Annotated in this window: 14 protein-coding genes; 4 read left to right on the top strand and 10 right to left on the bottom strand. The window is 45.6% G+C overall.

Features of this window, described 5'->3' with window-relative positions; genetic code table 11:
* Positions 1-172 precede the first annotated feature (172 nt).
* From V7S65_RS04985 to V7S65_RS04960, 6 genes are all read right to left on the bottom strand, one after another.
* A complete protein-coding gene (locus V7S65_RS04985) occupies positions 173-946 on the bottom strand; it encodes a hypothetical protein (protein ID WP_336386011.1) in 774 nt (257 codons plus the stop codon).
* Positions 947-1,016: 70 nt separating this feature from the next.
* Positions 1,017-1,532, bottom strand: coding sequence for a hypothetical protein (locus tag V7S65_RS04980; RefSeq protein WP_111578645.1), 516 nt, complete (start codon positions 1,530-1,532; stop codon positions 1,017-1,019).
* 268 nt (positions 1,533-1,800) lie between these two features.
* Positions 1,801-2,328 (bottom strand): GNAT family N-acetyltransferase, encoded by a 528-nt coding sequence (locus V7S65_RS04975; protein ID WP_336386012.1) that lies wholly within the window; start codon positions 2,326-2,328, stop codon positions 1,801-1,803.
* Positions 2,325-2,855 (bottom strand): GNAT family N-acetyltransferase, encoded by a 531-nt coding sequence (locus tag V7S65_RS04970; protein WP_336386013.1) that lies wholly within the window; start codon positions 2,853-2,855, stop codon positions 2,325-2,327. Before V7S65_RS04970 ends, V7S65_RS04975 begins: the two co-directional genes overlap by 4 nt.
* A gap of 98 nt (positions 2,856-2,953) precedes the next feature.
* Complete coding sequence (locus V7S65_RS04965) at positions 2,954-4,381, bottom strand: hypothetical protein (RefSeq protein WP_336386014.1); 1,428 nt, start codon at positions 4,379-4,381, stop codon at positions 2,954-2,956.
* Between the two features lie 167 nt (positions 4,382-4,548).
* A complete protein-coding gene (locus tag V7S65_RS04960; RefSeq protein ID WP_336386015.1) occupies positions 4,549-6,942 on the bottom strand; it encodes a TonB-dependent receptor in 2,394 nt (797 codons plus the stop codon).
* 289 nt (positions 6,943-7,231) lie between these two features.
* Here V7S65_RS04960 and V7S65_RS04955 point away from each other — a divergent pair, with 289 nt between their 5' ends.
* Positions 7,232-7,906 carry a response regulator transcription factor gene (locus V7S65_RS04955; protein ID WP_111578649.1) on the top strand — a complete coding sequence of 225 codons (675 nt, stop codon included), beginning with the start codon at positions 7,232-7,234 and terminating at the stop codon, positions 7,904-7,906.
* A 35-nt stretch (positions 7,907-7,941) separates the two neighbouring features.
* Positions 7,942-9,225, top strand: coding sequence for a sensor histidine kinase (locus V7S65_RS04950; protein WP_336386016.1), 1,284 nt, complete (start codon positions 7,942-7,944; stop codon positions 9,223-9,225).
* A gap of 11 nt (positions 9,226-9,236) precedes the next feature.
* On the opposite strand, the gene V7S65_RS04945 is transcribed toward V7S65_RS04950, so the two are convergent.
* The 4 genes from V7S65_RS04945 to V7S65_RS04930 form a co-directional block, all read right to left on the bottom strand.
* Positions 9,237-10,163 carry a transporter gene (locus V7S65_RS04945; protein WP_336386017.1) on the bottom strand — a complete coding sequence of 309 codons (927 nt, stop codon included), beginning with the start codon at positions 10,161-10,163 and terminating at the stop codon, positions 9,237-9,239.
* 12 nt (positions 10,164-10,175) lie between these two features.
* A complete protein-coding gene (locus V7S65_RS04940; RefSeq protein WP_336386018.1) occupies positions 10,176-11,216 on the bottom strand; it encodes a cytochrome-c peroxidase in 1,041 nt (346 codons plus the stop codon).
* 11 nt (positions 11,217-11,227) lie between these two features.
* Entirely contained in the window at positions 11,228-12,046 is an 819-nt protein-coding gene (locus tag V7S65_RS04935; RefSeq protein ID WP_336386019.1) for an MbnP family protein, read from the bottom strand.
* A gap of 76 nt (positions 12,047-12,122) precedes the next feature.
* Positions 12,123-12,518 (bottom strand): hypothetical protein, encoded by a 396-nt coding sequence (locus V7S65_RS04930; protein ID WP_339545261.1) that lies wholly within the window; start codon positions 12,516-12,518, stop codon positions 12,123-12,125.
* A 168-nt stretch (positions 12,519-12,686) separates the two neighbouring features.
* On the opposite strand from V7S65_RS04930, the gene V7S65_RS04925 reads away from it, so the two are divergent.
* Together V7S65_RS04925 and V7S65_RS04920 are read left to right on the top strand one after the other, a co-directional pair.
* Positions 12,687-13,160 carry an RDD family protein gene (locus V7S65_RS04925; RefSeq protein ID WP_079467934.1) on the top strand — a complete coding sequence of 158 codons (474 nt, stop codon included), beginning with the start codon at positions 12,687-12,689 and terminating at the stop codon, positions 13,158-13,160.
* 418 nt (positions 13,161-13,578) lie between these two features.
* Positions 13,579-15,099: an FAD-dependent oxidoreductase gene (locus tag V7S65_RS04920; RefSeq protein WP_336386021.1), complete on the top strand. Its 1,521-nt coding sequence runs from the start codon at positions 13,579-13,581 to the stop codon at positions 15,097-15,099.

The following is a 15,099-nucleotide window of genomic DNA, read 5'->3' as shown; positions in this document are numbered from 1 at the left end:
ATAAACCGGTAAAAAGAAGACTTAAAATGTAGTTTCCGGGGAGAATTTATGCAGATATAGTGCATCCAATTATGGAGAACCGGGTGATTGGGCGCTTATGCGCATAACGGTTCACGAAGAAAGATACTTCGTTATCAAAAAAAATCATTTTCAATCAGGAGAAAAAGCTGCCTCACTCCCGCTGCCGTTGACCCTCCGGGTGTTTGGGGCGGGGAATACCGTTATGTGTTTCCGGCTGAAGAGACAACAGCTTTCTTACATCCGGAACGCCATTGGCCTTGAAACGTTTCTGTTTGGTGGAAGCCGGCGGCAACACTGCCATTATATCCGCAGCGAAGAAACGGCGGTTTGCTGTTGCATCTGTTCCTTTAAAGCTTCTTACCTGTAAGATGATGAGCAGCGTTCCTTTTCCCGGGGTGGCGGTGTTCAACTCCATGCCGCTGAAAGGCTGGTTTAAGTTGATAGTGGCTGTTGTGCTGCTGCGGCCTGTGATCCGGCGCTCTTTGAAACTAATGCGTACTGCCGTAACCGTGATTTCCAGGTGGGAGAAATTTTCCTGCGACGGCAACGTTTGCGCCGGTATGCATACCACTCCCCGTTGTGACACCACCGGCTGCTGACTGAAGAACTGCTCTGTACCGGTATAGCGGTTTATGCGGAACCCTTCTATGCCGCGGAGCGATTCGCTGTTTGTTTGGATCAGCGCTTTGTTCAGGCGGTTAACGAGCGAACCGTCGTGGTGAATATGCAACTCCGGGACGATGGCCCGCCGGATAAGTTTTCCTTTCCTGCTGGCGACGCCAAAATTCCTTGAAGCCTGCCGGGTAGCGGCGGTTTGCCTTACTGCTTCCGGCATGGTGCGAACGAAATAATTTCCGTTCCTCCGGTATCCGATGATATTGCCCAGCTTACCGGTAAAGCGGAGCAACCCGATTTGTTTTGCCATAGGGGTTAACTTTTGTTTTTAAAATGATGAAATAAACAACAACAATGGATGCGGGAGGAATGCAGAAAAATTAGTCTTTCCTGCCATGTCCTTTCCCGTTATTGCCCTTGTTGCCTTTGTCTTTATAGCCCTTGTCATCTTTTCCTTCTTTGTATTTACCATTCTTTGGGTGTCCTTTTACCACATAATATTTTTCATCGTTGCTGTAACGGATGATCTCCTGCTTGCCATAGTTACCTTTATACTTTCCGTATTTGCTGCGGTACACATCCGGATGAAGGTATGGCTTAGGTTCATTGACTACCACTTTATACCCCCTGTTTAAATCGTAATGGTAGCTGGCGGGTAATGATGGCGCAAAGATCCATCGTCCGCCGTTGAGGTATATAAAGCGTCGTTCAGGCACATAATAATAGGCATCCACATCAGGCAGATAGTAGTATTCTGCATAATCGTAACCTACAGGGCCCCACAAAGGCTGGTTGCCGATGTTAACGTTTACATTTACCCTTACCTGCGCATAGCTGTTATTTCCGAAGAACAAACCAGCTATGGCCAAACAAGTGACTATTAATATCTTTTTCATGACCTTGTTATTTATAACAGTGTAGGTCCAAATGGAATGCCAATTTGCAGAATCCGCTATTCACAGGCGGTTTTTACGGATGAAGCGGCTGTTGCCCGAAGCGTTTTTTGTTTACAAATTCTTTGAAGAAGTGGTCTCTGAAGGCGTTGCCAATAGGGATTTCGTGTTTGCCGGTATATACGGTATTATTATCGGATGAAGCTATATGATTAACATTAACAATATATGACTTACTGTTTCCTTCTATCGGGTATTTTCTTAATTCACTTCATCTCCAATTCTCTTTACTGATTTCATAGACAAAGTTTAACCTGGGTGCTTCTCCAAAATAAGTCACCTCTTCCTCGGCAATTTTTTCTGCCCCAATACGGCCAATGGCTATTTGTGAACGGATATTGTTTGCGCCGATATGGAAATAAACCTTTGATACGAACTGAAAAACATAATCCAGCATGATCGCTTTTACTGATTGGTTAATCCCCTTTCCCCAACATGAGGTAGCGTAAAACGTATACCCTATAAATAAGCTGTTATCCTGTTCATCATAGTTATAAATCCGTGTACTTCCTATAATGTTCCTGGTGGCTTTGTCCACTATTTTAAATGCTCCTTTACTTTGCATTGCCCCATCGAAGAATACCTGGAATACTTCTCTTTTCCAACGATCCTGATTAGGGTGCTGTCGCCATATTTCCGGGTCCGATGCTACAGTATATAAAGCTTCAAAATCTTTTTCTTCCAACGGGTAAAGGATTACTTTGTCGTTTTCAAGTATGGGCTGTGTATTGAAAATCATTTGTCAGAATTTAGAATTTTTTTCATCATGATATCTGTCTGCTCATCATCTCCCAGTTTGAAAATATGCTTATCAAACTCCACGAAGCCATTTTTCGTGTAGAAATTTATTGCTCTTTGATTTTCTTCCCAAACACCTAACCAAACATAGTGCGCATTTATCTGCGTGGCAATTTGCATCGCCTTTTCATAAAGTAATTGTCCGACTTTTTTACCATGAAACGCCTGTAACACATAAATCCGTTCAATTTCAAGCGCTTTCTCGTCCTGTAGTTCTGTTTGTGATTGTCCTGCATTCAGTTTCAAATACCCGATTACCTTATTATCAAATATGGCAAAATAAAAGGAGGAACCTTCATTATTCAATTCGGCTGTCAGTTTTTCTAAAGTAAAACCTTCTTCCAAATATTTAGTCATATTTTCTTCGGTGTTTCCTGCCGAAAATGTTTCGTAAAAAGTTCGCCGGCCTATTTCCTGTAATGCTTCAATGTCGTTCAGCGTTACTTTTTTGATTACTACATCTCCCATATTACCTGTTCATTTTGGCGTCGAAATTACTTTTAAATTGGATTACACTTGTAGTCCAGTTTAAATAAAATAGGTAGTCCAGTTTTAGCGCAGCTTTTTTACAGGTTATGAATAAAGGCGATCATCAAAGCGGCGGTCATTCGTGTAGCCGGCACCGTACCAATGGTACCAGTCAGCAGGTTAGACTCTTTCGGATCGTCGAAGTTAATAGGCTGCTGGTAGTTGCCGGTATGGCCATAGCCTAATAAGATGCCTGTGCGGAGATTGTATTGGCGTCTTTTGATGTTTACGCCCAGCTGGCAATAGTAGTTATCCCAGGTAGATGTATTGGGTAAAAATCCATCGGTATCTTTTCTATCCGCATAATTGAAATCGGTTCTAATGGAGCAATAGCCCGTTAATTGCGGTTTCAGCTGGTAACTAACGCCAACGGACATATTAAAAATAGCTTTTCTGCCTTCCCGCATTTCCAGTAATGCGATGGTAGATGAATTGTTACTCCCGGTATCGGGTCTTTCAAAAATTTCAGGGCGCGGGGTAAGGATATTATAATCTTTTATTTTGAGGAAGTATTCTGCTGCCATATACACCTGGCCCTTATGATAGTCGTATGCATAGCCCAACGCCACGCTGGCGGGCGTTTTATAGTTTGTTTTCAGGCCTGTTTGCCGGGTATTTGCCAGCAGGTTAATGGCTTCCTGATCCAGGAAACGGACATTTGCGATAGCGTTATTGCTCAGTAAAGTTCCTCTTCCGCGCAGGTGAATAAGGGGGGAAGATAGTAATAGTCCGAAATGATGTTTCGTTACTTCATAGCTGAAACCCATTTTTAATTTCAAGCCAATGTGATGATAATCCACCTGGTAGGCGCCTTCGTTACTGGCCAGCGGCATGGTGCTGGAGGTATTGTCGCCCACCAGGGCACGTGCGGTGAAACTTTCGCTGTAGTGCTGGGAGCGGGATTGTCCTTCTGCCATAAAACCAATTGCCCAGCGGTTGGAAAGTTTAAATCCCGAGCTGATAAGGGCAGATGTTTCCCTGGTAACGTTCTGAAAATTATACTGGCCGATATAATATTCCAACGCAGGGTTGCCATTGCCGCCAACCACATTGAGCTTTGTATCCTGTTGCTGGGATACATTATAATTCAGCACAGAAGTGTGGGTAAGCGCATAGCCGACATAAATGGGTTTCCTGCGACCCACCGATACAATGCCGGATAACATCTGCGGTACACTGGAGGTAATACGTGAATGCAGGTTTTTCCCGGTACCGGCGCCATTCTTAATCTTGATGGATTCTACCTGGTACACTGTTCCTGAAATAGAGGCAGTCTTCTTTTTGGTAAGCGCCTGCAATGCGGGATTATAAAAAAGGACGCCACTGTCCTTGTTGTTGGCAATAACGGCACCGGGTGTAAAAAAGCCACCGGGACCATAGTTACCGGACCAATAATTGGCATCCTGGGCAAACAACAATTGGCTTATGCATAAAAAAAGAATAGACGTGAGTATTACTCTGATCATCATGTTACACTTAATGGGTGAATAAGACGGTTTGACTTAGGTTGAGCTACAAAAGATATTTTACTGAACAATTAAAGGGAGAAATTGTTTAGGGGTGGTTTTTCTTCATAAAAAAGGGGCTCTCTCTTAACGAGAAAGCCCCTTTTTAGTATATATAATTTATTACACTAGAATTTGTAAGATACCGTTCCGGTAAACTGGGTAGGCGGTATTGGGTTGATGCTATAGTTTTCGTGTACGTAGTAGCTGTAAGTATTGGTAACGTTGGATACTTTACCCATTACTGCGAAACGTTTGAAAGCATATCCCGCGCTCAGGTCGAGGGTAGAGAAGCCGGGAACAGAAATCAGGCGGTTGTATTTTTGTGTTTGATTGACGGTGTTGTTCCAGCCTGCGTAGCGCTGACCGAGGTAGTAATAACCAACGCCCACTTTCAGTCCCTTTAGTTTTGTTTCCTGTAAAGTATAGAATGCGCTTGCATTGGCGGTATGGTTTGGGTTACCTACCAGGCGTTCTCCTGCTATGGAGCTGCCGGTAAGACCAGGTGTTTTTTCGATCGTCATGCTGTTATAGCTATAACCTGCCACGAGATCCAGACCTGCTACAGGATGACCTGCGATATCCAGTTCCACGCCCTGGCTGAGGGTTTCACCGATCAGGGTTTTTACGTTGGTGTTGCTGTTAACTGTTCCATCGCTCTTAAACGCCGCCATTTGTGCGTAGTTATTATTCCGGATGCGGTATCCTGTAACGTTAACGGACAAACGACCTTTCAGGATATCATTTTTCACGCCCAGCTCGTACTGTTCAATGATGGATGGTTCCAGGTTTGCACCATAGATATCCTGACCACTGTTAGGGGTAAACGAAGTGGAGTAGCTTGCAAATACAGCTGTGGAAGCGATAGGCTTATACACCAGGCCGAAGCGGGGTGAAAATGCGTGATCGTATTTAGATTTACCGGAGGTTTTACCGCCTTTGAAGTCGTAGGTAACCGGAGCTTCTGTTTGCAGGTAAGAGAAACGCACACCCGCCAGTACTTTGATCTTTTCAGAGATGCTGATCAGATCCTGTACATAAGCGCCTAACCTGTTAACCGGTGCGTTGAGAATCGTTTTCAGCGTATCTACCGGCATATCGGTACGGCGTGGGAACTTATTGGGTTCGTATACATTGATGATATCATAGATACCGGTGGTTTTGTTGATAGATGGTACGGTGTATCCATAAGTGCCTGTGAGGTACCTGTCGGCATCCACACCGGCGAGGACTGTATGCTCTATAGCGCCGGTTCTTACTTTACCGGTTAAATCCACCTGTGCGGCATAGTAGTCTTCATTGGTGCCATTTCTTCCCAGCGGGCGGGCCCAGGTGCTGTCGCCTTTTGCCTGGATCCTTTCTATGGAATAATAGTCCCTGTAATATTTAGAGTAGGCAATGTTGCCGGTGATTGCCCAGTTATCGTTCAGTTTATGTTTGATGTTGGCAGATGCGGTGGTTTGTTGTGTATGTGCATACTGCCACGGTGCGCCATAGAAAGTATTGCGTGATGTTTTGATCAATGCTGTATCGCCAATGGAACCGGTACCGAAGTCCGGTGTGAAGTCGTGTTTCAGGTAATCTGCCTGCACCACTAATTCCGTGCGGTCGCTCAGTTTGAACAACAGGGAGGGATTTACATAGTAGCGTTTGGAGTGTACCTGGTCGCGGTAGCTGTCGGCGGTTTCGAAGGTACCGTTTACGCGGTAGGCTACTTTAGATGAAAGTGGACCGTAAATGTCAAAGGCGGGTTTCAGCAGTCCGTAGCTGCCGGCACGGAGATTTACTTCCCCACCGAAATTGAACTTGGGTTGTTTCGTCACCATGTTCATAACAGCGCCGGGAGATACGTTGCCATACAAGATGGCAGCGCTGCCTTTCAGTACTTCTACCCTTTCCAGGGAGCTCATTTCGGGCATAGCGCCGGAGTTAACGCGGGCACCGTTCTTGAAGGTATTGGTGCTGGAAAATCCGTAGCCACGGGCGTTAAATGTTTCCTGTGTACCGGCTCTCATGGAGGCCATGTATACGCCGTTGATGTTTTTCACCACATCGCTGAGGCGTTGCGCCTGCTGGTTTTCCAATACTTCATGACCGATAATCGCCACGCTTTGCGGCAGGTCCATTACCGGCACCGGTAATTTCCCGATGCTTACCGGTCTTTTATTAATCGTTCTTGTTTTAGTACCATCTACCACTACCTCGTTCAACTGGCTGGCGGTAGCTTCCAGTGCTATGTTTACGGCGGTTACTTCATCTGCGCCAATGGTTACAGATTGGTGCAGTGTTTTAGCACCGGTGTAAGAGATAACCAGTGTGTAGTTACCAGGCTTTACATTTTTCAATGTAAACTGACCCGCTTCATCTGTCAGGGTGCCCTTTTTAGTATCTTTCAATCCAATTGTTACAAATGCTGCAGGCTGCCCGTCGGCGGAGCTGATCTTTCCTTTAATGACACCGGTTTGTGCCAGTACAGTAAGGTTGATTAAAATGAAGCCGAGAATAAGGTATAAATGTTTCAACGAGATTAATTTTGTGCAAAGAAAAATCAATCCTATCGATTAGCTCAGACGGATCGGGAAAAGTTCCATTCCCCATTGTGTACCGTGATTTGTTCCTATAACCGCGGTGATCCAGCCGTTATTCATCTCCTGAAAGCTAAATGAAAACACAACATAATTCATAAACAACTATTACACAGTCAATTAAGAATTATAAAGAAAGACAAACGAGATGACTACCCCACATTAAACCCTTGCTGGCAGCAGATAAATTCAGAATTTATTCAGAATTGAAGTATAATTTAGTGCCATGAAATTACTGATTATAGAAGACGAGATACAGCTGGCACAAAGCATTATCTCTTATTTGTCAGGCGAAAATTATGTATGTGAATATGCCGGTACCTACCAACAGGCATTGGCAAAAATAGAAATGTTTGAATACGAATGTATCCTGCTGGACCTGATGTTGCCCGGCGGCGATGGTATCAGGTTGCTGGAAGAAATTAAAAAAAGGGATAAAGAAGAAGGCATTATTATCATTTCCGCGAAAGACTCCTATGAAGATAAAATACAGGGATTACAAACCGGGGCAGATGATTACCTGGCCAAACCCTTTCATTTACCGGAACTATCGGCCAGGATTTTTTCTATTATCAGAAGAAGAAAATTCAATAACAGCAATATTATCCGGCAAAATGAACTTACCATTAACCTGTTGTCGAAAACAGTGCTCATCAATAATGCGCCGGTAATTCTCACCAAAAAAGAATTTGATCTCTTACTCTATTTCATCGGCAATAAAAATAAGGTCATCTCTAAAAATGCACTGGCAGAACACCTGTCGGGCGATATTGCCGGGATGCTCGATGATCACAACTTCATTTACGCCCACATCAAAAACCTGAAAAAGAAACTGGGTGAGGCCGGGTGCGGTCATTACCTGAAAACTATTTACGGCACCGGTTACAGGTGGGAAGTATAGTTTATCTTAGCAGCCTTAAAGCATCCTGTAAGGCTATGAATAAGTTGCTTAATAAATCGATGAGGGCATTTGTGCTATACACCGGAATTGTGCTGGCATGCAGCATTCCCGCCTATTACGCCATTATAGATTTCATATGGGCACATGAATTAAAAGAACATAACCGCATTGTAAGCGCTACCACGCGGCAAAACTTACAGGCCCTTTCTCTTACTGATAAAGAACTTTCCGAAACTGTGGCACTCTGGAATAAACTGCAGCCGGAAACACAATTACAACCCGTTGCTGCGCTACGGCCAGACTCCACGTATAACATCTACCGGAAAAATAAATACATCCCCGCCAAGGGTTGGGACAGGTTCCAGGGGCTGGTTACCTACTTTACGATCAACGGAAAAGTATTCCGGCTTACGCAGGAAGTTAATATGGAAGAATCGCATGAAACCATCATTGCCATTGCAGGCGTGGCATTCCTTTTCTTCCTGATCCTGCTGGGTGGTCTTATTTTTATCAACAAACGAACATCGGAAAAACTGTGGCGTCCTTTTTACAGCAGCCTGCAAAAGATCCAGTCGTTTGACCTGCACAGGCAATACGCCATTGAATTTGAAAAAAACGGGATTGAAGAATTTGAGACGCTCAATCATCATCTTGAAAAACTCATTGCAGGTAATATTGCAGTGTATAAACAACAAAAGGAGTTTACCCAAAACGCCTCACATGAATTGCAAACACCGCTATCCATTGTGAAGTTCAAGCTGGACCTGCTGCACCAGAGCAAACCCATCACCGACGAACAATCTGCGCTCATTGATGAAGCACATCAGTCGTTGTCGAAAGTAACGCGGATCAATAAAAACCTGCTGCTGCTGGCTAAAATTGAGAACAGCCAGTTTTCCGGGAAAGAAGCCATCAATTTATCTGCGTTGCTGGAAAAACATATTTCATTGCTGGATGATTTCCTGGAAGACAAGCAACTGCAGGTAATAAAACATATTGCACCGGACGTGGTGTTATCAGGCAATAAAACACTGACAGAGATCCTGCTCACCAACCTGATCATGAATGCGGTGCGGCACAGTCAGCCGAAAGATACGGTTACCATTACGCTAAAGACACACCTGCTGGAGATATCCAATACAGGCGCCATGCCGCTGGAGGAGAAAATGCTTTTCCGGCGTTTCGGCACTTCCTCCCCCAATACAACCGGCACCGGTTTGGGGCTGGCTATTGTGCGCCAGATTTGCCAGTTGCATGGCTGGCAGGAAAGCTATCGTTTTGAAAATGGCTTTCACCTGTTTAGCATTGCATGGGCATAACAATATGCGGACTAAAACAGATAAGTAACGTGTACCATTACACGATTTCCGGCTTTAATCCTGCTATCGGCCAGCTGCTGTGAAATAACGGGTTGAAAATTACCTCCCACGGAAACGACGCCCATCGTGGCTTCCAGCCCCACGGTGGCCAATAGCGAGTGCCCGCCGGAAATATCCACTTCATACTTTTTTGCTTCCGTATCCATCTCCGCTGTTTCGTACAATATGCCTGCATTGGGTGCCAGCGTTACTTTTTCCGCTGCTCTTATTTTATAATAAGCCAGTATGTTTGCCGTGAATTTATTCCCATACTGGTAGTCGTATTTATTAGCGGTGTTGATCTTGTAGCTTACGTTGGCATTTACGCCGAAATCCATTAGCCGCACATCGTACATGGCATTTAAAGTGAAGTCGGTGCTGGCGGTGCCCAGCTGGAAATTATTGGGTGTGTCTTCATTTTCCTTGTGCTCTGTGGGCTCATATTTCCCGGTGGGTACTTTTATGCCCCCTCCTATCCATAGCGATTGTACCAACAGTTTACCGTTGCCGGTGGTGTGTTGTTTATCCAGCAACTGGTAGTAGCCCACCAGCGCGATATCGCCGATACCGGATTTACGCAGGGTGGCGCCCTGGTTTTCACGGCTGTTGAAATTAACCGGTATGAAGCCCAGCACGCGGAAGCGTTTGCCGATGTTCCACCCTCCCCAGAATTCCGCTGTTTGGTAGGTTTCGTTGGTAGTAAGATAGGAAGTTGTGCCGCCAGGACCTAGGTGGGAACGCAGTGTTTTATACTGGTACCGCACACCAATGAACTTCTTTTTAAAATCCGGCAGCAGGCCGATGTAGTAGCTTCCTACGCCACAGCCGCAGATATCACAGGCCCTGGCTTCATAGATGCCGGTGATGATACCCATCAGCAACAGTAGTATTTTTTTCATTCGTTGCATGTTTTATTGTGATTCTTCTGAGAAGCGTTTGTCTTTAACAAAAACCCGGTCGTTCAGTGTGTTGAGGAATACCAGTAGTGACTGTTGTTCCGTTGCACTGAGCGGGATGCCCGGCTTCGTGTTTATTTTCAGCAACGGATCAAGCGTTGGACCGTCCTGTACTTCTGATGCGTAGTGATTTAATACGCCCTGCAGCGTATAAAAGCGGCCATCGTGCATATAAGGGGCGGTGTAAGCGAGGTTGCGCAAACCGGGCACTTTGAACTTATACCGGTCGGCAGGGTTCAGCGTGATCGGGTACCGGCCTTCATCGTTGTTGGGACCGGCGCCGATACCATTATTCCGGAAGGAATGATCGGTGAACAGCGGCTCCTGGTGGCAGCTGCTGCATTTCTGTTGAAACAAGGCATAGCCTTGATTTTCCGCCGGTGTGAAGGTGGCCTGTTTACGGGTTACGCTGTCGTATTTCGACTGATCGCTCACCACCATTACCATAAATTGCGAGAGTGCTTTCATCATCCGGGCAGTGGTGATTTCTTCTGTGCCGAATACTTTTTTAAACAGCGCCGGGTAAGGCGATGTTTGACGCAGTTTATTCAGCACGTTACCCACCGTTTCATCCATTTCCACGAAGTTGGTGATGGGCGCTACCGGTTGCAGGTCGAGATCAAAAACACCGCCATCCCACATGAAGGTGGTATTCCATGCCAGGTTCATGATGGGCGGGGAATTGCGGCTGCCCAGCCGGTCGTCGATACCATGACTTACATCATGTCCGTGATGGGTGAAGGCCGCGGTTTGGATATGACAGCTGCCGCATGAGATGGTGTTATTACGGGAAAGCCGTGGTTCGTAGAACAGTTTACGCCCCAGCTCAAAACCTTCTTTGGTGACGGGGTTGCTGACCAGTTTATACACCGGCGCCGGGAACCCTGCGGGCTGTTGAAAACCGGTAAAGGCATCCATCTCATCTTTTAATTCATTGCTTTTACTGCATGCCGGTAAAAGGAGTATCAGAAAGATACTCCATCTTAGTTTAGTCATGACCGTTAGTTTTAGTTCTCCGTATGATCGTGGTGGAACATGTGGGTATAGTTGTCCGCAATCTTTGCGCTGAAGTCGCCAAACATCACCGTGGGATTGGTTAAAATGCTGACGGTAGTAGCGCCGTTGAACATTTTCAGGATGTCTACCATGAGATGGATGTTTGCTTCCCTGTCCCGCCGCACTTTTGCTGCGCCGCCGGCGCTGAGGTTGATGGTAATGGTCCTGTTATTGTTTAAGGTAGGCGCGCTGTATCCGCCGAAGCCGCCGATGTGGTAGCGGAATTTATGTTGACCGCTGGGGTCTGTTGGCGCGGCATCCGAGATGCCTTCCATTTTAAAGAAGATGTATCCCATATTCCAGCCCCAGTACATGCCGTCGTCCATTCCGGCCGAAGGGTCCAGTACGCCGGTGCGCTTACTCACGTCCATTACGCTGCTCAGGCTGTCTACCCCCAGGATGAAGCTAAGGGAAGTATATTCTCCTTCCGGTACACGCACCTTTACAAACTGTGACGCTGCTTCTGATTCTGATACGAGGAAATAGCTGCTGTCTTTGGGAACAATATATTCCTGTCCGCCTGCATTTCTCACTTTAATATTGGTGATAAAATATTTCAGGCGGTCTACTTTAAAAGCCTCTCCTGCCGCGTTGACATAAGTGCCGGTATTGAGCTGGAGGTTTTTATCGCCGGCGATATTATCAAACTGAATGGATAACGTGGCTTTCACGGTTTCATCTGCTACCGGGGTGGTGTCGTCTTTTTTGCAGGCGGATATGCCGCTGCTGATCACCAGGATAGTGAGTATAATTTGCGGGATACGATACATGTTAAATGGTGTTAGGAAGAAATAATTATGAATGGTGTGGGCAATAGATGGCCCTGCCTGCAAGGGATGCAGGCTTTTAAAGCATATGCGGAAGTCCCGCGATGGGTGGGCGGAAAACGGCTGATGGCTGGTCAACGGGAACGCCTATATTAAAACACAGCGGATAGTTTGTACGCACAGCAGTGAATGCGGGTTTTAAAATATTATTATCAGAGAGATGGGCATAGAATATTTCGCTCCTGTTATCAGTTTTACTCCAGGGGCTTTCGTGTTCTTTCCTGTCTTCTTCGCGGAGTTGTTTGGTAAGGTGGCATTTACCGTTACAATGCAGTTGTGGTTGATTGCGGTTAACACATAAATTTTTTGCGATGTACTCCTGGTTTGCATAAAACCCAAGCATTACCACATAACGGCCTGATAGCTGGCAAAGCCAGATCAGCATTAGAAGTACCGTTATCATTTGTTTCCGCATTCCTTACGTGGGTTAAATTCCGGGGCAAAGTTATTTCTTTCATAAATGTTTGCCTGAAAATGAACGGGACAATCATTTAGATAAAGGGACTTTTTTAAATAAAAACGTCTTCCTGAGAAATAAAATCAGATTATTATTTCATATTTTACTGTCAAATCCTTTTAACCTATGGAATTACAAACACAAGAATCCATATTCACCGATGAAACATCGCTTGAAATGGCTGGTCATGGCCGGCGTCTTGCTAATTATGTCATAGACCTGATTAGCTTTTATATTGTCCTGATAGCTGTAACGGTACCTATTACTATTGTATACCCGGACCTGCTGGACTATGCAGATTCACCTGGCGGAAACTTACTGGACCGGTTGTTCGCCATGCTGGCATATGGTATCTATATGGGTGTGGTGGAAGCGGTATTCAAGGGAAAGTCGCTCGGCAAACTTATCACAGGCACCCGTGCAGTAAACGAAGACGGTACGGAGATATCGGCTAAAACTGCTTTCCTGCGGGGATTGAGCCGTGCGGTTCCGTTCAATGCCTTCAGTGCATTTGGCGCCTGGTGTCATCCGTGGCATGACCGGTGGACAGATACGTATGTAGTTGATGTGAAGAAATCGATTTTACCGTTGGGGAAATAATTTTCGCGCTTATACCAAGAAAAGCCCTGGTACGCATCGACGTACCAGGGCTTTTCTTTACCATGTAACTACTCTGATACGTTATCCGTGTCTTTTGTATGCTTTTCTTCTTCCTTCGACTTTTCTTCCTTTTTTTTGTCTTTATCGGGTATTACATTTTTCAGTGTGTCCACCGATCGTTTTATCTTTTAGTGGCATAACATTCCGTTTTAAAGGTTTAGAAAATTAATTACTTAGCGGCTATATTTTGATCATGCTGTTCCATAACACATCTTTTTAAAACAATAAAAAAGAAATGCTTCCCCTGAAAATTTCGGCAAAATCATGCCAGTATGAACAGCAACATGAACCGTAAACAAGCCATCTTCTCTTCCGTGGCATAGTATTTACATGTGTATGCAATATTAAACCAATAGCTATGATAGCACGAGATACTTATTCCATCAGCCTCTGGCAGGACCACATAACGCCCTTTGCAGGAACTAACACCGCTGAACCCGCAGCATTATATGATGTAATCATTATCGGTGGAGGCATTACCGGCGTCAGCACGGCCTTTCTCTTACAGGATGAAGGAAAAAACTGCCTGTTGCTGGAGGCAGAGAATATCGGCTATGGCACCTCCGGCGGTACTACCGCGCATCTGAACACGTTACTGGATGTACCCTATTATGTGATCCGGAAAAACTTTGGCAGGGAAGCCGCCCAACAGGTATATGCCAGCGTTACAGAAGCCATTGCGCTGATAAAACATAATATCAGCAGATGGGAAATTGAATGTGGATTCAATGACGCAAATGCTATCCTGTTTGCACAAAATGAGGAACAGGAAAAAGAACTGCAGCAGATTGCAGACGCCTCTGCCGAAGCCGGGCTGGAAATGACGCCCATTGATACCATCCCGGTATCCATTCCTTTTACCAAAGCCATGAAAGCCGGCGAACAGGCAAAGTTCAATCCCCTGCAATATATACAGGGCCTGGCCCGTGCCTTTGAAACAGCAGGCGGTACCATCCGGCAGCAATGCCGCGTAACGGGTGTAGATAATAACGATATCGTTACGGTTACCACCAATGCCGGCACCTTTAAGGCCAGGTCGGTGATCTATGCCACACATATTCCGCCCGGCATCAACCTGTTGCACCTGCGATGCACTCCTTACCGCAGCTATGCAATGGCCGTTGTCCTCGAAGATGATAAGTACCCCGAAGAACTGATCTATGATATGTATGATCCCTATCACTATTACCGGACACAGGAAGTAGACGGACAAAAATACCTGATTGCAGGCGGGGAAGATCATAAAACCGGGCAGGAAGAAAATACTGCACAGTGTTTTCTCCGGCTGGAAAGCTATATCAGACAGCACTTTAAAGTGAAAGCAATAAAATACCAGTGGTCGTCGCAGTATTATGAACCGGTAGACGGACTGCCATATATCGGGCATCTTCCCGGTGTGGAAGAAAATATTTTTGTGGCAGCGGGCTATGGTGGAAACGGCATGGTATACAGCAGTGTGGCGGCTTTATTACTAAAGCGGATCCTGTTGGGTCAGAAGCCCAGAAATGAAGCGCTGTTTGATCCCAACCGGATTAAACCTGTGGCAGGATTCAGCCAGTTTGTTTCCCATAATGCGGATGTAGTGAAACAATTTATGGGGAAGTTCTTTTCCGGCGAACAGCTGGAAGTGCTGGCAGGTATAGCTCCCGGTGAAGGTAAAGTAGTGGAATATGAAGATCAGAAAATAGCTTTGTATAAAGATGAAGCGGGTAAGTTATATGCGTTGAAACCCACCTGCACCCATCTGAAATGTGATGTGAGTTGGAATAATGCGGAGCGGTCGTGGGACTGCCCCTGTCACGGCGCCCGTTATGATATCGAAGGCCGGGTGCTGAATACCCCCGCAGATCAGGGACTGGAACAACTGGATATCTCCTGA

The sequence above is a fragment of the Chitinophaga sp. CCNWYY40 genome (genome assembly GCF_037483205.1).
Classification (GTDB): Bacteria; Bacteroidota; Bacteroidia; order Chitinophagales; family Chitinophagaceae; genus Chitinophaga; species Chitinophaga ginsengisegetis.
Note: the sequence above shows the minus strand (reverse complement) of the source record. Positions and strands in the feature narration are given on the sequence as shown.